The following is a 17,960-nucleotide window of genomic DNA, read 5'->3' on the forward strand; positions in this document are numbered from 1 at the left end:
CTGTGACCTGATGACAAAAAACATGGTCATCAGGTGATAATATGAATACGAAAAACATCTCACTTCCCCTAATAATACTGGTCATACTTTCCACAATAGCTGCAGGTGCAATTATCCTGAGTGCCAGCGGTAATACAAATGAAGAGATCCTGATAGACAACGGTGAGCCGGATGCAGATAACGCTCCGACTGATAATGACAACACAGATGAGAACAACATGCTGCAGCCAATAAAGACAGTGGCTACAATTGTCGGTATCGACTCATGGGATGGAACAAAGGTCCTTCTTCTTGATGAGGACGAGAGCGAGATCGGTGAAGGATACCCATGCGACCTGTACCTGATAATCGGGAATAAAACAACCATCACAGGCAGCAACGGTAACGAACTTGCCTTCGATGACCTTTCCGAAGGAACAAGGATCGAAGCACAATACGGACCAATGACAACAAGAAGCCTGCCACCACAGAGCAATGCTGTGAGCATTATCGTACTCGATGAAAATGTCCCGACCGGACCACAGCCTGTTAAGACAACAGGAACTATCCTGGGAACTGAAGTCTGGAGTGAGAACACAGTCCTGCTTCTGGACCAGGATGACAGCGAGATCGGAGAAGGATATCCATGCGACATCTTTCTGATGACAGGTCAGGAAACAATCATCACCGACAGCAACGGGAATGAGCTTACAATTGAGGACCTTACAAAGGGAACAAGGGTTGAAGCTTACTACGGACCAATGGTAACAATGAGCCTGCCACCACAAAGCGGGATTTTGAAGATCGTGGTTATTACAGAGTGAAATAAGAACAGATCTAAAACATGGCTGCAAAAGTGATCAGCTTTTGTGCCATTTTCCCCCCTCTTTTTCGGATTTTTCTAATTTCTGATCAGCTTTTATCAATTCCAAAAACTATCCCCATCCCCCAAAAAGCCTAATACCCTTAAAAATCAATCATATTAACAGTTAAAAGAATAGTGCATTCTAATAACGGGGGTTAATCATGGGAGATAGCAAATACATTCGCTGGTTCGAAGAAATAGGTATAGAAGACATTCCTTTGGTCGGAGGTAAGAATGCCTCTCTCGGTGAGATGTACCGGGAGCTAACTGAAAAGAACATAATCATACCAAATGGATTTGCGGTCACAGCAGAAGCATACTGGCATGTACTGGAATCCGCAGGCGTTCTTCAGGATCTTAAAGATACAATGGAAGGACTGGACGTATCTGATGTCAGCGATCTTGCAGAGAGAGGGAAAAAGGCAAGGAGCATAATCCTTGATGCTGGTATTCCGGACGATCTCTGGGAAGAGATCAAAGAAGCCTACGACAAACTGAGCGAGAAATACGGACCTGAAACAGATGTGGCAGTTCGCAGTTCTGCAACAGCAGAGGACCTCCCTGATGCTTCTTTTGCAGGCCAGCAGGAGACGTACCTCAATATCCACGGCTACCACTCCCTGAAGGATGCATGTAACCGCTGTTTTGCATCCCTTTTCACGGACAGGGCGATCTCCTACCGTGTCCACCACAAGTTCGACCATTTCAAGGTCGGCCTGTCCATCGGCGTCATGAAGATGGTACGCTCGGACCTCGCATCCAGCGGTGTGATCTTCACAATCGACACCGAATCCGGTTTTGAGGATGTTGTATTCATCACTGGAGCCTACGGGCTCGGTGAGAACATCGTACAGGGAGTTGTCAATCCGGATGAGTTCTACGTCTTCAAACCAACCCTGAAAGAGGGCTACAAACCAATAATCAAGAAAAAGATGGGCAGCAAAGCTATAATGATGATCTACGGACGCGGGGATTCGCGTGTGCTTACCCGTAACGTTGAGGTTCCCCTTGCAGACAAGAGGAAGTTCTGTATCAACGATGACGAGATCCTCAAGCTTGCAAAATATGCTGCCACTATCGAGGACCATTATTCCAATAAGAAAGGAAAAGCTGTGCCCATGGATATCGAATGGGCAAAGGACGGAAACACCGGAGAGCTGTTCATTGTACAGGCAAGGCCCGAGACCGTCCAGTCGAGGAAGAGAAAGGATGTCCTTGAGACCTACTTCCTTGATGAGCGCTCGAACGTCCTTGTAAAGGGAAGGAGTGTGGGCGACAAGATCGCAGCCGGAAAGGTCCATGTGATCGATGATGTTTCAAAGCTGCCATCTTTCCGGCAGGGAGAGATACTGGTAGCTGACACTACAACCCCTGACTGGGAGCCTGTTATGAAGCGTGCAGCTGCCATCATCACGAACAAAGGCGGAAGGACGTGCCATGCGGCCATCGTCAGCCGTGAGCTTGGAGTTCCGGCCGTAGTTGGCGCCGAGGATGCCACTGAAAGACTGAAGAACGGAATGGATGTCACGGTGAGCTGTGCTGAAGGCGATATCGGCAGGGTCTACGAAGGGATACTGCCATTCCACATCGAGACCGTTGAACTGAAAGACCTTGGAGATACGAAGACCGAGATGATGATGAACCTTGGAAATCCGGAAGAGGCATTTGGACTTTCAATGATACCGAACGATGGTATTGGACTTGCACGACTGGAGTTTATAATAACGAGCTACATCAAGATACACCCAATGGCACTGGTACATCCTGAAAAGGTGGAGGACGAAAGTGTCCTCAGGGAGATAGAGAAACTCACTGCAGGATACGAGAACAAGGAAGACTATTTCGTGGAAAAGCTTTCCCAGGGAGTTGCCACCATTGTAGCCTCATTCTACCCGAAACCCGTGGTTGTACGCATGAGCGACTTCAAGTCCAACGAGTATGCCAGCCTGATAGGAGGGGAGTACTTCGAGTTCGAGGAGAGCAACCCGATGATCGGTTTCAGGGGAGCATCACGTTATTATGATGAACGCTACAGGGAAGGTTTTGCACTTGAATGCAGGGCCATGAAGAAGGTCAGGGACGAGATGGGGTTGACGAATCTAATTCTCATGATCCCGTTCTGCAGGCGCATCGAGGAAGCGGAAAAGGTACTTGCCGAGATGAAAAAGAACGGTCTGGAAAGGGGACAGAACGGCCTGCAGGTCTATGTCATGTGCGAGATACCAAGCAATGTGATCCTGATAGATGAGTTCAGCAAATACTTCGACGGATTTTCTATAGGCTCAAATGACCTCACCCAACTGACCCTTGGAGTGGACAGGGATTCCGAAATTCTTGCATCATCCTTTGATGAAAGGGATGAGGCTGTGAAGAAAATCGTTTCCATGGCAGTACAGGGGGCAAAGAGGAACGGAAAACACAGCGGGATATGTGGCCAGGCACCAAGCGATTTCCCGGAATTTGCTGAGTTCCTTGTGAAGGAAGGTATAGACTCGATCTCGCTGAATCCGGATTCGGTTATGAAGATATCACTGAAGGTGCTGGAGACCGAGAAGGAGATGGGATAAATTGAAACGGGAGAGCTATCTCTCGTTCATTCATTATTTTTACAGATCAAGGAACAGCAGGATACTAACTGAATGATACAAAACAGGATTGAAACAGGAATAGAAATAAAAAGCATATAAAATAGCATAAACGTGATACAAAATTGAGTCTAAAATAGAAAATAAAAGTATCAACCGATCAACCGGTTGATATCCTCACTATCAATAATTCCCACAAGCCTCTTCTTCTCATCCACCACAGGCAAAGCGGAAATACTATGTCTTTCCATACGCTTTGCACCGGCGACGATAGTCTCATCAGGCATTGCAACAAGGACTTCCTTTGTCATTATATCGTCCAGCTTGCTGCTCTTAAGTGCAACTGCCTTTGAGATATCCCATGATGTGACGATGCCTGCAAGACATCCCTTCTCATTTACCACCGGCAGGTGTGTCAGTCCTTGCTCGAACATGACCTTTGCAGCGGTCTCAATGCTGACACCTTCCCTGATAGTGGCAACATCTTCGGTCATCACATCAGCAATGGATGTGTATGAAAGGAAATTATGGATCACATAATTGATGTGACCGCTCTCGAGCAGGAAAGCATCATGCCCGTAGCTGGACTCGATCTCCCGGTAGCTCACATCGTGGTCATTGAACAGGAGAGCCTCTACCACTTTCTTTGACTGGTATGGAGGGTAAAGCCAGTCCGAGGTTATTGAAATAAGGAGCATCTTCGACTTGATGTCCTTCAGACCTTCTGCAAGAGAACCGTTCTTTGAAAGATCGAAATAGTCCACTGCCTTTGTCACATAGAGATAGGAATTGGCATCGAACCTTTCGGTAAATGTTTCTCCCTGGTATTTCAGATAACTTTCCACCTGGAAATCATGTGACATGTCGAACTTATATCCCTCACCCTGCTGAAGTTCCCTTCCGAACTTCTCATGCATGGAATCATCACTGAGATAGGTGATATGAGCTATCATCCTGGCTGTGGCCAACCCGTGGACAGGAGCTTTGCCGGAATAATAGTTACCTTCATTCCAGTCGGGATCGGATACGATGGCATTTCTGCCAACCTCATTGAATGCTATCTGCTGCGGTGAAGAGACTGCTGTGGATGCAATAACAACTGCTTTCCTCACAATATCAGGGTAGGAAACGGTCCACTGGAGGGTCTGCATACCGCCCATGGAGCCGCCCACTACGGCAAAAAGGGTCTTGATCCCGAGATGTTCTATCAGTCTCCTCTGGACATTGACCATATCACCGATGGTTATCACCGGAAAAGTGATACCATACGGTTTACCGGTATCCGGGTTCAGTGATGAAGGACCAGTTGTACCCATACAGCCACCAAGTACATTTGAACAGATAACGAAGTACCTGTCAGTATCAAGGGCCTTTCCCGGGCCGATGACATCCTCCCACCATCCGGGTTTGCGGTCATCGGGGCTGTGCCTGCCTGCTGCATGTGCGTCGCCTGTCAGGGCGTGACAGACGAGGATAGCATTACTTTTGTCCTTGTTAAGGTTACCATAGGTCTCGTAGGCGACCCTGATATCCTTCAGGGTCTGCCCGCCTTCTAAAGAGAACTCACCTTCTATCGTATGATAGTTTGTTCCTACAATACCTACGGACCTTTCACTCACTTCTGGGACCTCTCTAAAGCCTGATCAATGTCAGCTATAATGTCTTCGACATTCTCAAGACCTACGGACATCCTGATAAAGTCATCGGTCACGCCTGTCTGCTCACGTTCTTCCTTTGTAAGCTGCTGGTGTGTTGTGGATGCCGGGTGGACGACCAGTGTCTTAGCATCGCCAATATTGGCCAGGTGTGAAAGCAGTTCCACGTTCTCGATGAACTTCCTGCCTGCTTCAAGTCCGCCCTTGACACCGAATCCGAGGATAGCGCCATAGCTACCTTCCAGATATTTGCCTGCAAGTTCATGGGATGGATGGTCCTCAAGACCGGGGTAGTTCACCCATTCAACAAGCGGATGGGCAGCAAGGTGTTTTGCCACCTTTAACGCGTTCTCACCATGTCTCTGTACCCTTAATGAAAGTGTTTCCAAACCCTGTATGAACTGGAATGCATTGAAGGGGCTCATTGCAGGTCCAAGGTCACGAAGCTGTTGTGTACGGACCCTGAGTATGAAAGCAAGATTTCCCATTCCCGGAATGTCACCGAAGGCTTCCCAGAACTTCAGTCCGTGATAGCTTGGATCGGGTTCTGTGAACTCGGGGAACTTTCCGTTGTCCCACTTGAAGTTACCGGAATCAACGATAATGCCGCCGATGGAAGTACCATGACCTCCAAGGAACTTGGTCGCAGATAAGACCACAATGTCGGCTCCATGTTCTATTGGCTTGGCGATACCCACACCTACAGTGTTGTCCACGATCAGCGGAACACCTGCATCATGGGCGATCTTTGCGATCTTTTCAAGGTCAGGAACATCGAGCTTTGGATTGCCGATGATCTCCACATAGACAGCACGTGTCTTGTCAGTGATGGCCTTCTCGAATTCTTCCGGTTTAGTGGAGTCCACAAAGTGGACCTTCCTGCCGAATTTAGGAAGGGTGTGGTTGAATAGCTGGTATGTCCCACCATAGAGGTTGTTGGCAGAGACGATCTCATCGCCAAGTTGTGTGACAGCCAGTACCGTTAAGGAAATGGCAGCCATTCCTGAAGCGACGCCAAGTGCACCTGTACCGCCTTCGATCGCAGCTACTCTCTCTTCCAGAACACCGGTTGTAGGGTTCATCAGGCGAGTATAGATGTTGCCGAATTCCTTCAGCGCGAAAAGGTTCGCTGCGTGATCTGCATCCTTGAAAAGATAGGCAGCGGTCTGGTAAATTGGGACTGCACGTGACCCTGTGGGGTCAGGTACATGTCCTGCATGCAATGCTAATGTGTCTAATCCGTAATTTTTGTCAGTCATGATAGTACCTCAGTTGATGTTAAGTTCGTATTTTTCAGCGATCTCAAGGAATGCATCCGAGAGATAGTGTATCTGGTCCCATGAGAGACCGTATGTGCTCAGCTTCCAGCTTCTGGTAGCACCGGGGAACTCACCTACGATGCCACGTTCCTTCAGCTCATCACTGAAGAAGTAACCCCTGCGCTTATGTGTCTTTGCCACCTTGTCGAAGGTATTGGTGGTGTCCACCTTGGTAAGGGCATGCTTTCTCGGGTATTCGCTCAGCACTTCATTTCCTTCAATTTTCAGGAACTCGTTGATGAAATGGTTTGATTTCTTTACTTCCTCATCCCAGTGCTTTGTCCTTTCTTTCACGTATGGGAACGATGCCATCATGGACAGCAATGGTGCTCCCATCAATGTACATCCAAGGAACTCGACCTCCTTGATACCGAACCTCCTTCCGGTGACATCACCTACCATCTGGGTGGTCCTGAAGATCTTATCGGCCCATTCCTCTGTGGTTGCCAGCACTCCTGAAGGAGCCACTGAAGCCATGCTCTTGTGCCCGGAACCTACTATGAAGTCCGCACCAAGCTTTTTTCCATCAACGGGCATGATGCCCACTGTATATGCGCCGTTGTACAGGAACGGGATCCCATATTCCTGTGCTACTTTACCGATACCATATATATCGTGCTCATTACAGAGCAGATAGTCGAAATGGTCAATCATGATGAGGGACGGTAACTTACCAGTCTCTTTCCGTACCTCATCGATCTTGTGTGCCACAGATTCAGCTGTGAGCACATTATCCTCATTAACAGGAGCCTCCCTAATTACCCCACCAGCTCCTTCCACAGCGAGGAATTCCGTATAATGTGCAAATGCAGATACGACCACACTGTCACCCTTTTCTAAAAGGGTTGATGCAACTGCCTGGAAACCTCTTCTTGCACCGGGAACCACACGTGCCTGATCCATTCCTACAAATTCGGCAAGATCGGTATGGAACTCTGCTATCGAAGGCTTTTCGATCTTATCGAGCCTAAAGGGCTTTCGGCAGCTATCACAGGTTGAGTAACCGTCCCCGTAAGCTATGACAGCTTTGCGGGCTTCCGGTGTCAGTCTGCCACCGGCCTGAATGGGCTGTATGTTTATGAACTCCTCTTCCCTTGTTCGGCACATAAGGTCGCCCACAATACTGACAGATTGTGTTTGGCCGTCTTTTGCGCCTATCTCCTCGATAAGGCCGCCAAGACCCGACACGATCTCAGAAAAGCGTGCAGACTGCTCAGCGTTCATACCCGTAGGTAAGGCCTGCCTTACTATCTCCCTGAGATCCTCCAGTGCGAACTGGGTTTCAAATATTTTGTTGGCGAGATATCTTTTGTTGATTTGTTCATCCATTCTGTTACCACCTGCTCGTATCGGGATATGCGGAGATCAGATACATTTTAATTTCCGAACCCCATGCGATCGGTCTGCGATACTTGAACCTTATATATAAGATTCTTTTCAATTTGTTAACGCCGTTAACATTAAACATATGTTAAGATTCACTATATAAAAGTTCCTACACACAGAACTTATAAATTATATAAGTAAACCCACACAATACTATTGTGGTATTTACTGCTATATAAAGAAGAGTATAAAGGCAATGTCGATTCATGTACAATAAGCATATAAATTGATCAATAGGGTATTTGTTTTTTGCATAGACATTTATAGGACTAATCTTAATATATATATATATATATATATTTACGCGGTCAGGAGTTTGCCGTTTCTCTTGACCTTAGAGATGATCAGAAAGGCCTAAAGACCTTTCAGGGCTTCAAAGTGGGGGAAACAAATGAGTATGTCACGGACTTCTATTTCGTAAGGCCGTGATATGCCAACGTGTTCAAAATCAGAAGCCAGCATTTTTCGGGTTCAATTAACATGACCGATCTGTTTAATCAATTATAAGGAATGATGATCGAAGCTTCGTAAGTAAATCTTAATAGTGAGAAAAACCCAATATTACTTACTGAACATTCAGGTGGGGTTACTATGAACATAGATCGGAAGTTATGGTTGTTACCTATACTGTTGATACTGCTTTTTGCAGGCAATGCAAGTGCATCTCTTATGTTCAACGCAGGGGAGACGGTAATCATTGACGAACTTGTAGAGGACGATGTCTACCTTGCAGGGGAAACTATGGTCGTGAGTGGAACTGTGCTAGGGGATGTGGTCGCCACAGGAGGCAGTGTCGAGATCAGCGGGAACGTTTCAGGAGATGTAATCGTTGCTGCCGGTGAGGTAAAGATCACCGGTGATGTGGGCGATGACATAAGAGCTGCATGCGGTAATTTTGAGATCACCGGCAATGTAGGGGATGATCTCCTGGTAACTGCCGGTTCGGTCACAACAGGTGAAAGCGTAAATATTGGTGGCGATACGACCATCAGAAGCGGTGATGCAAACATCGCGGGACAATTCGGAGGTAGTGTGGATGTCTCTGCAGGAAATCTAATTTTTTCAGGGAATGTTGAAGGAGATGCAATACTGGAAGCTTCCGACCTGAGGATACAGCCGGATTCCAGCATAAAAGGTGATCTCGAATACAGTACCTCAAAAGAGATCTCTATACCTGAAGGAATTGTAGGAAAAGAGATAAGTCCTGAAAAGCCTGCCGAACGTGAGAATTCTTTCGAAGGTGAGGGCGTGCTCAGAGGGATCGTTTTCCTTGGAAAGATCGCATATTACATGTTCCTCTTTGCTCTCGGAGTAATATCTATCCTGGTATTCCCGGACAAGACCGAAGAAATAGTAAAGGACATACAGAAGCAGCCATTCAAGAACACCGCTGTAGGACTACTGATACTTCTGGGTACGATCATAGGATCAGCCGTCCTGATGATAACCATCATAGGTATCCCGATAGCAATCTTCCTTTTACTCCTGCTGACCATCGTCCTGATGATAGCAAAGATATACACTGCGATGTGGCTTGGTGAAGTAACTTTCAGGAAAGCTGGTTTCAATTATAATCAGTGGGCAGTGCTTGCAGTCGGTCTTTTCCTGATACTGATACTGACAGAACTGCCATTTGTGGGAGGGATCATCAGCCTCCTTGTAACTCTGGTAGCTATGGGAAGTATGTACTTTGCATTAAAGTACTGATGCAAAGGACGTACTTATTCTCTTTTCTTTTTTTTCTTTAGAATGTTCTAAAGATCTGATTAAAAATCACATATAAAAGAGATCTGTCAAAAATAATAAAGTGATATTATCAAAATTTAAGTATAGAAAATTACGTGTGATCCTAAAAAAACAGGATCATGAGATATTTACTGACTATTTACTGTAATCTGAGAAGAACTCATTATATCAATAGTTGTTGCACTACCAACACTGATATCATCTTCATGCTCAAATGCCTCAAGAAGTTGCTGGACCAGTATGTCCTTTATTTTCCTTCGCTGGCGAGGATCAACTACGTATCTTAAACGCATATCGATCCAGTTATCCTCTATTTTCATGTAGATCCTGATTTCTACATCATATGTGGTGATGAAATATTTTTCACCCATATTCAAAAGCTCTTTTTTTGCAGAATCTTCGAAATCAGACAGAGATCCTTTTGCAACTTTTATTGCGATATCTTCTGCTTTTTTCCAGTTACTACGATATACCAACATTATTTGTACTTCGTCCCAGATGAAGGAGAAATCCTTAGTGTAGTTCTTAACCTTACCACTTAAGATGAAACTGTTTGGCAGCTGGACGATCCTTCCTGTGTATTGGTCACCGTCAACCCATTCACGGATCTCCATAATAGTGGTATTGAGGTTCCTTATGTCAAGTACATCCCCGGTAATATTCTCTACCTCAATCCTGTCACCTGCCCTGAAAGGACGGGATACAAAAATAATGATGCCACCAGCTATACTTTTCAACAGGTCCTGAAGTGCTATGGCAATTCCGGCACTCAGTATGCCATATGCTACTATAAGGCCAGTGGTCTCCCTGAACCACACGGCAAAAAGGGAAGCCAGTACAAGAACTGTGATAATAATAGAGATAGTCTTACGAAAAGTGTACCTTTCCTTTGTATCATGTATCCTTACTTTGACAATATTTTCGATGATGGATCTCATTGTATAGAATACAAGAATAATGATAACAGAATGCAGTAACTTTGACAGGAAGGATTCATAGCCAATTAGATAATTTGTAAAATAATTGACGTATACGATGAGTATTGCTATGAGTGACAAAGCAATTATATTCAACCATCTCAACAACCCCATGAATTAATTTATGAGTTGTACCCCTATTATCCTTTTCCCCGGAAAAAGACATTGGATCAATAATTAATTACCCACAAAAATTGAAATAATAATACTACCATAGGATAAGGAGACTGGAGTATTAATAAAAAACTCTTCAAAAAGCCGATGGGAGCCGGCCCTTCCATCTTGTGCTCATCCCCATCTCAATGAGAGAAAAATATCTTTGAGACAGCATATATTCTATAGATATTGATTTAGGTGCATTATGTACGGCTCATATACAATTCCTTTTAGCTCAAAAACTGAGAATATTGACATTGCAGTCGACATGGAGGGAGATAACTGCCTCTACAGAAGACAATTATTTGAGGACAAATTAGAGAAGATCCTGGTAAAAGGAGATGGAAAGCTACTTATTAATCCCATTGAACCTTTGAACAAGCCAAAAAAGATAACCTCGCATTTGCTTGTGGAATTTGATAAAACCATAACACTTGCTCCGATGTCGAAAATAAAGGTTTACATCAAATTCCCGATAGAAATGGGAATATTCATTTCCGGTAAAGATGAGATCGAAGTTATCGATATACTGACACTTGTAAAGCAAAAGTTGACCCTTTATGGCGATCCAAGCAATGGTATGATATGCAAGTACTGGAAAAGTGAGATCCATTCCACAATACCTTCTGCCGATCCTATGTATGAAGGAGTCCTTGAGTTGTCCATTACAAACGATACAAATCTCTGGGTGGAGGTTAGCAGAACCATTTTCAATGCTTATGGGATGAAGATATACTATGACACTGAGATCGTATCCATGAAAGCCAACATGAAAATACTAAGTCCCACTGTTGCAGAAACGGATTTCTTAGACACACCCCTCAGATCCGGAATGGACAAATCGATGGAACTCTATACCGTTAAAAAGCTCTATGTGAACGGAAAAAAATGCATTATGGAGGCAGGTTTTTGATAATACCACAGGCATCCGAAATCTTTTTTGCTAGTAGCGAAGTGCTCATTAATATCGTCACTGCTGTTTTAGTCTTAATTATTTCTATATTTATAGGTAAGATACTGGCATTATACCTGAAACGATCGTTCAAGGAAAAAATGGACAAAAGCCACCTTGACATCGTACTGAAAGCGGCATACTACGGCATAGTCATAATAACTGTTGTGTTTGTCATACTTCCTATCATGGGAGTTGAACCTTCGAGTCTGCTGGTTGCAGGAAGCATACTGGGACTGGTAATAGGTTTTGCCAGCCAGAGCATAGTCGGGAATCTTATCTCAGGCCTGTTCCTCATATTCGAGAGACCTATAAAGCTTGGGAATCAGGTCAATATCGATGGAAATGTGGGAATAGTAGAAGATATCAGCCTGATATCCACCATTATCAGGACCTTTGATGGCCTCTATGTAAGGATCCCAAACGAAAAGGTATTCACAACAACAATAACAAACTATGTGGCCAATGTTGCAAGAAGGTTCGAGTACGTTGTTGGAATAAGATACAGTGACGATGCTGATCAGGCCATAGCAATAATCAAGGGACTTATTGAAGAAAGCCCCATGGCACTGAAAAATCCAGCGCCAGGGGTTTTTGTGGACAACTTAGGTGACAATTCGGTCAATATCAGTGTAAAGATATGGGCACCTGCAACAGACTGGTATGCTATTAAGACCGAACTTCTCTGGAAGATAAAAAAGACCCTTGAAGAGAATGGAATTGAGATCGCTTTCCCACAACGTGTCATCTGGATTGGGAATGAACAAAAGGATCAGCAACTTGCTGATCCTGATAACCCCACATTATGAAATACTTAATAGCATCATTATAGATCATTTCTTATTCCGCAGGAGAATATTTGATAGCAAGAACCCGTATTGCCCCTAATACAACCAACAATACAGATAAGCTTAAAATGAATTCATATTCGATCTTCTGGGCATATATCCCAGCTGCTACTTCACGCATAACGATCAGGATCGTAGCGTCGGTAATGTACGTCAGCCTTATCCTTTCATGTTCACGATAATCAGTAAATGTCTTGAAGAGGTCAATAAGTACAAAGACCGTGAGGACACTGAAGACTATATTGGTGAAACTTATCTGAAGGAAATTGCCACTTGAAGCTCCCAAAATAATCAAGACCAGACTTGCAAGTATTTTTAATACTCCTACGATCAGTGCCAATAGAAGAACATAAAGGATAAAAACAGTTACATTGCGTATTACGGTATCAAATATATCATCGTGTTTTATCATTTAACCCTCCATTGAAGGGACAATTGTAAAGAAGTCGGACAGCTATAAACATAAAAAAGATGTAAGAGAGGAGAATTATTTCCTCTCCCTTGCATATGCAACAAGGGCTTCTTTAATACCCCACTTGAATGCGACAACAATAGCAAATCCCCAGGCCAGTGGACCTATCAGTAGGTAGAATATGCTTGTATCGATAAGCATTGCATCAAGTGCAAGTAATATCAGTACAAGTGCAAGGAAACCCCTGAGCAATGGAACCCAGATATTTGCACCTTCGACTTCCATACCCTCCAGGATGCCCTTCAAATAGTCTGTGAGGAAATCAATTGCCAATAATCCGACAACCAGAATCAGTATACCTGCGAACAGATTTGGTATGTAGTTAAGTATGGATACCAGGAAATCGGATAATACATCCAATCCAAGGATATTGGAAGCTGCCAGAATGAAGATGACATATCCGAAAGCTTTCACAAGACCTGCAATTATGCCGGATGCATTCAGTTCTGCTGCAACGAGGCCTTTACCAATGCTGCTCTTTCCGATCTTTTCATCAACACTTGATGCCATTATGATCTTCTTCACTAATCCAGCCAGGAAATCAACAATAAGCAGCCCAATGACCAGTGTGATCAATGCTGAGACAATAAGAGGCAGGAACAAAATGATCTGGGTTATGAAATCCGCTACTACCTGTATCTTCAGCAGATCGATAATGATGACTGCAAAGATGATGTAGATGAACCACCGGATCACGGCATCAAACATGCCCACAGTAGTAGTCCCAGTCTTCTTTATCATGTCACCTAAAGATGTCTTATCGATCAGATCGTCCAGACCTACCTTATCCAGAGCTTTCGATCCAATGCTTCCAAGTGCTTTTCCGACATACTTTCCAACAATCAGCAATACGATTACAGCTACAAGCGTAGGAATAAACGTAATAAACTGATCCGCCATTCCGTATAAACTTTCCAGTATAGGCGAGTCTACCATTATATATACCCCCGTATATTTAGATTAATGAAAGAGATGATAAAATAATACATCTCTAACTTTTCTCCATAGATACTTATTTCATTTATCTATATATAAGATTTTTCAGTGAGTAAAATTAAAAGAATTACCTGCCAACAAAGGCAGGCATCGAGATCTCTTATTGATCATATTCCCACGACTTCAATTCTCCTTTCTCTGCCTCATTGCAACAAATGCCGCAGAAACCAGGATCATTACTGAGACGAAGAGTCCCAGTGACGGAATTCCACTTGTCACAACATAACTTCCCGATTCGGAACCGATCCGGACCAAATATTCACCCGCTTCAGATTCAGTACGTGTAAACTCAACGGACCTTTCCTCATCCACATCGAGAATAATAGTCCTGGATTCAACGACCTCATCATTGATATTGAGTTGCACATTGACACTGCCCACATCGTCACCGGAGTTCATGACATCTACCGTGATGTTCACAGGATCTCCGGCACCTACTTCAGCAGGTGCTATGACGAGGTTGGAGTATTCGAATACCGGTTCAAGGTCAATTACTTCGAGGTTGAACTCTGCACCCAGATATTCATCAGGCTGAGAAATTATCTTGTGAACTCCGGGGTCCCTCACCTTGTAGGAAAATTTACCATCATCAGAAGTAACTCCTACTGAAACACCATCATAAAGTATCTCCACACCTGCGACCGGATCCCCACCAATGGCCTTTAGTGTGGAAATTGTTATCGTATCTCCTTCATAAACGGTTTCAGGGGAGATCTCAATAACTGTCTTTTTGGTCACATCATCCGGAGAGATGATCTCCACATCCTTATGTGCAGATGCAAATCCTTCCTTCTCAGCACTTATACTGAATGTACCTACCTCCATAGGCCTATACGAAATTATACCCTCATCAGAGGTCAATCCTATTTCATCACCATCGAATTCAACAAGTGCTTCACTAACGGCTGCTCCACGGAAGATCACTTTTATGTCAACAGTATCTCCCTGAACAACTACAGAAGGCATCTCGATAGAAAGGGCTTTGGATGAAGGTGTTGTATACGTTACGAATGGATAATATCTGACATCGCTGGAATCTGCAACTTTAAAGGAGATTCCGCCCATTATCGGGATAGTCTTGTCTCTCGAAAGTGTAATGGAATCCTCATTCTCCATTTCAATTCTCTCGGAGCTGATCCTCTTTACTTCCATTTTACCATAACTATCTCCACCATCCACTTTGACGAAGTTCTCAGATATCTGGAACATCCCTTCCACAAAGACCGCATTGGTCTCCGTCCCTCTGAAGATCTCTGCAAAGTGAACTACGATCAGTGGTACATCTTCTGCAGACCCAATATCCTTTTCAACGACCAGATCATCATTAGATGTCACGATACCACTATCAACCTTTTTACCATCCTTCAGAACTGAGACCAGTACCTTGTCACCAGAAATATCCACCTCTGTGACCTCAATTTCATATCCTTCTTCAAGCACAAGACTTGAACCCGGAACAACAGTACTCTTCTTATCATTGTCTATCAGGACTTTGGAGAGTTGCCCCTCCGAAAGCATGCTAACATCATCAGTAAACCTGTTGTCTGGATAGCCTGCGAAGTATTTGTCGGCCATGAACCCCACCACAAGGAACTTGCCCCACTGCCTATACTCGAAGTTCACTTCCTCAGCTACTGTCGAATATACAAGGTCACCATCTTGGATCGTCCTGCCATCAAGGCTTACGACCTCAAGAGACTCAGTTCCGATCCCCTCATCGATGTTGTAGTAGAAGCCTTCAAAATTAAGTGGAGTCCAGACCATATCCTCATCTTCAGTAATGGTACCCCTAAGCTCATAGGTCCCAGGTGCCGTGAGGTCCACGAATGGAGCAAATCTAAGCGTATCATCATCTGCTACGACAAACTTAAGCTTGCCCATGATGTTGACTATATTCCCTCTGCTCAGGGATATGCTGTCATCATTCTCCATCTTGATCTCATTTGCACTTACAGACTTGATCTCCATTCTGCCAAAATCATCACCATCATCGATCTCCACATACTGGTCTGATATCTGGAAGATACCCTGAACAAATACAGCATTCGTTTCCATTCCTCTGAAGATCTCTGCAAAGTGAACTGCTATGACAGGTATATCCTCGGCCGAACCAAGGTCCTTCTCATAGACATAATCATCTCTTGAGGTCAATACGCCTGTGTCAACCTGCTCCCCGTCCTTAGTGAGTGAAACAAGTACCTTGTTACCATCCATATCGATCTCAGCAATGTCAAGCTTATAGCCTTCTTCAAGAACAAGCGATGAACCTGTGTAGAATGATATCTTATCATCACTGTCTGTAAGAACCTTTGCCAGCTTGCCTTCTGAAATAAGGCTGACATCATCCTTTACAAAAGAAGAATTATCAGTATATCCTGCAAAGTAACGCTCTGCCATGAAACCGATGACCTGATATGAACCCCAATCATTATTCTCAAAATCAGTTTCGATAGGTTTTGTAGAATAGATAAGATCACCATCACCGATCGAACGGTCCGTCCTGCTGTCCAGTTTAATGGTCAGATTTTCAGAACTTATTCCTGAATCAAGATCATAATAGAATCCAGAATAGCTTGCGGCCGTCCATGTATATTCAAGTGACATGTTTTCATCTGCATCCCAAATCCGGTCTCCTGTGGACCCCTGAGCGGATGCTACGGTACAGATAAAGCTGATCAGTATTAGTGCTATCAATATATGTTTAGCATGTATGCTAGTGTTCAAGATTATAATCCCCCATTTCATGCCTGAGAACAATTTGTTCTATGCAATAATGAGGTGTTTATAATTCGAAGCTATTAAAACTATGGAAAAATGCGTATAAAATATTAAAATATAATGTTTCAATTGATGTTTGAATACCCCTAAGGTCATAATTCCAGAAAACACAGATCATTCAAATACAAGCACATCGTCCGGGGATATCTCCACCACCACCCGTGAAAGCCCGATATCCCCCGACATACGTGTAGGAACTTCACATAGCAGAATGAAATCGGTATCTTCCAGTTCCACAGCCATCATTTTGCTGCTGCCCTTATCCGTAATATCGATAACATTGCCTGCAAAGACATTTCCTTCGCCAAGGAACAGGCCCACATCATAGCTCTTCAGGTGCACATTCTCAGGACGTATTCCAAGAGATACAATTTCAGAAGTACAAACCTTACAATCCGTTATGAACTGGAGACCTTTGCTTTCGACAATGATACCTTCAGGAGAATTCCCAAGAACTTTTCCTTGGTCTAAGATGTTGCTGACTCCAACAAGCTCGGCAACGCTTCGGTCAACGGGTGAATAGAAGACCTCCCTTGGAGTGCCTGCCTGGTGAACCTTGCCATCGTGGAGGACGACCACCCTGTCCGCAAGAGAGAATGCTTCTTCCGGATTGTGGGTTATAAAAAGCACCGGGATCAGGAGTTCCTTCTGGATCGCTTTTATTCGTTCCCTGAGGCGCATCCTGACTACCATATCAAGAGCAGAGAATGGCTCATCCAGCAGCAGTATCCGGGGATTCGGCGCAAGGGCACGTGCAAGGGCAACCCTCTGTTTCTGCCCGCCTGACAGCTGGGAAGGATACCGGTCTTCAAGGCCTTCTATGTGCAGAAGCCGAAGCATCTCTAGCATCCGTTCTTCTTTCTTTTCCTTATCCCAGCCCTTCAGTCCGTAAGTTATGTTCTTTTTCACATCCATGTGCGGGAAAAGGGCATAGTTCTGGAAGACATAGCCCGGCTTCCTGTACTGTGGTCGGAGATCAATTCCTGATCTGCTGTCGAAATATGTCTCATCATTTACAACGATACTACCACTTTCCGGGGTTTCAAGACCTGCAATGCAACGTAATGTGGTAGTCTTACCGGACCCGGAACGGCCAAAGAGCACCACCAGCTCATCCCCGGCCTCAAAAGCAGCATCAAGCGAAAAGACAGCCTCTTCCGGTCCAATTTTATTGAACTTATTGCTGCCTTTTTTACTGTCGGACCTGTAATGTTTTGAGATATTGACTTTTATACCCATTCCACCA

Annotated in this window: 13 protein-coding genes; 5 read left to right on the plus strand and 8 right to left on the minus strand. The window is 44.4% G+C overall.

From position 1 onward, the window contains the following. Positions 1-41: 41 nt before the first annotated feature. Together ACR3I3_RS10295 and ppsA are read left to right on the plus strand one after the other, a co-directional pair. Positions 42-803, plus strand: a complete 762-nt coding sequence (locus tag ACR3I3_RS10295) for a hypothetical protein (RefSeq protein ID WP_440952170.1) — start codon at positions 42-44, stop codon at positions 801-803. A 202-nt stretch (positions 804-1,005) separates the two neighbouring features. Beyond that, positions 1,006-3,411, plus strand: a complete 2,406-nt coding sequence (gene ppsA / locus ACR3I3_RS10300; protein ID WP_440952171.1) for a phosphoenolpyruvate synthase — start codon at positions 1,006-1,008, stop codon at positions 3,409-3,411. 170 nt (positions 3,412-3,581) lie between these two features. Here the strand turns inward: ppsA and metX are convergent, their stop codons facing one another. Genes metX through pscS form a run of 3 tightly spaced genes read right to left on the minus strand, consistent with a single transcriptional unit; the run spans position 3,582 to position 7,732 of the window. Further along, complete coding sequence (gene metX, locus ACR3I3_RS10305) at positions 3,582-5,048, minus strand: homoserine O-acetyltransferase MetX (protein ID WP_440952172.1); 1,467 nt, start codon at positions 5,046-5,048, stop codon at positions 3,582-3,584. Next, entirely contained in the window at positions 5,045-6,343 is a 1,299-nt protein-coding gene (locus ACR3I3_RS10310; protein ID WP_440952173.1) for an O-acetylhomoserine aminocarboxypropyltransferase/cysteine synthase family protein, read from the minus strand. The genes metX and ACR3I3_RS10310 overlap by 4 nt, the downstream gene beginning before the upstream one ends. 9 nt (positions 6,344-6,352) lie before the next feature. Next, positions 6,353-7,732, minus strand: coding sequence for an O-phospho-L-seryl-tRNA:Cys-tRNA synthase (pscS, locus tag ACR3I3_RS10315; RefSeq protein WP_440952174.1), 1,380 nt, complete (start codon positions 7,730-7,732; stop codon positions 6,353-6,355). A 648-nt stretch (positions 7,733-8,380) separates the two neighbouring features. Here pscS and ACR3I3_RS10320 point away from each other — a divergent pair. Next, entirely contained in the window at positions 8,381-9,496 is a 1,116-nt protein-coding gene (locus tag ACR3I3_RS10320) for a hypothetical protein (RefSeq protein WP_440952175.1), read from the plus strand. Positions 9,497-9,663: 167 nt separating this feature from the next. Here the strand turns inward: ACR3I3_RS10320 and ACR3I3_RS10325 are convergent, their stop codons facing one another. Continuing rightward, positions 9,664-10,626, minus strand: a complete 963-nt coding sequence (locus ACR3I3_RS10325; RefSeq protein ID WP_440952176.1) for a mechanosensitive ion channel family protein — start codon at positions 10,624-10,626, stop codon at positions 9,664-9,666. A 247-nt stretch (positions 10,627-10,873) separates the two neighbouring features. Here ACR3I3_RS10325 and ACR3I3_RS10330 point away from each other — a divergent pair, with 247 nt between their 5' ends. Together ACR3I3_RS10330 and ACR3I3_RS10335 are read left to right on the plus strand one after the other, a co-directional pair. After that, positions 10,874-11,581 carry a DUF432 domain-containing protein gene (locus ACR3I3_RS10330; RefSeq protein ID WP_440952177.1) on the plus strand — a complete coding sequence of 236 codons (708 nt, stop codon included), beginning with the start codon at positions 10,874-10,876 and terminating at the stop codon, positions 11,579-11,581. Between the two features lie 140 nt (positions 11,582-11,721). Next, entirely contained in the window at positions 11,722-12,429 is a 708-nt protein-coding gene (locus ACR3I3_RS10335; protein WP_440952178.1) for a mechanosensitive ion channel family protein, read from the plus strand. A 31-nt stretch (positions 12,430-12,460) separates the two neighbouring features. Here the strand turns inward: ACR3I3_RS10335 and ACR3I3_RS10340 are convergent, their stop codons facing one another. From ACR3I3_RS10340 to ACR3I3_RS10355, 4 genes are all read right to left on the minus strand, one after another. After that, positions 12,461-12,880 carry a phosphate-starvation-inducible PsiE family protein gene (locus ACR3I3_RS10340; protein WP_440952179.1) on the minus strand — a complete coding sequence of 140 codons (420 nt, stop codon included), beginning with the start codon at positions 12,878-12,880 and terminating at the stop codon, positions 12,461-12,463. 75 nt (positions 12,881-12,955) lie between these two features. Then, positions 12,956-13,876, minus strand: coding sequence for a mechanosensitive ion channel family protein (locus ACR3I3_RS10345; protein WP_440952180.1), 921 nt, complete (start codon positions 13,874-13,876; stop codon positions 12,956-12,958). Between the two features lie 183 nt (positions 13,877-14,059). Then, on the minus strand, positions 14,060-16,681 hold the full coding sequence (locus tag ACR3I3_RS10350; RefSeq protein WP_440952181.1) for an S-layer protein domain-containing protein: 2,622 nt from the start codon (positions 16,679-16,681) through the stop codon (positions 14,060-14,062). Positions 16,682-16,828: 147 nt separating this feature from the next. Then, complete coding sequence (locus tag ACR3I3_RS10355; RefSeq protein WP_440952182.1) at positions 16,829-17,953, minus strand: ABC transporter ATP-binding protein; 1,125 nt, start codon at positions 17,951-17,953, stop codon at positions 16,829-16,831. Positions 17,954-17,960 lie beyond the last annotated feature (7 nt).

It is taken from the genome of Methanococcoides mangrovi, assembly GCF_052057775.1.
Lineage (GTDB): Archaea > Halobacteriota > Methanosarcinia > Methanosarcinales > Methanosarcinaceae > Methanococcoides.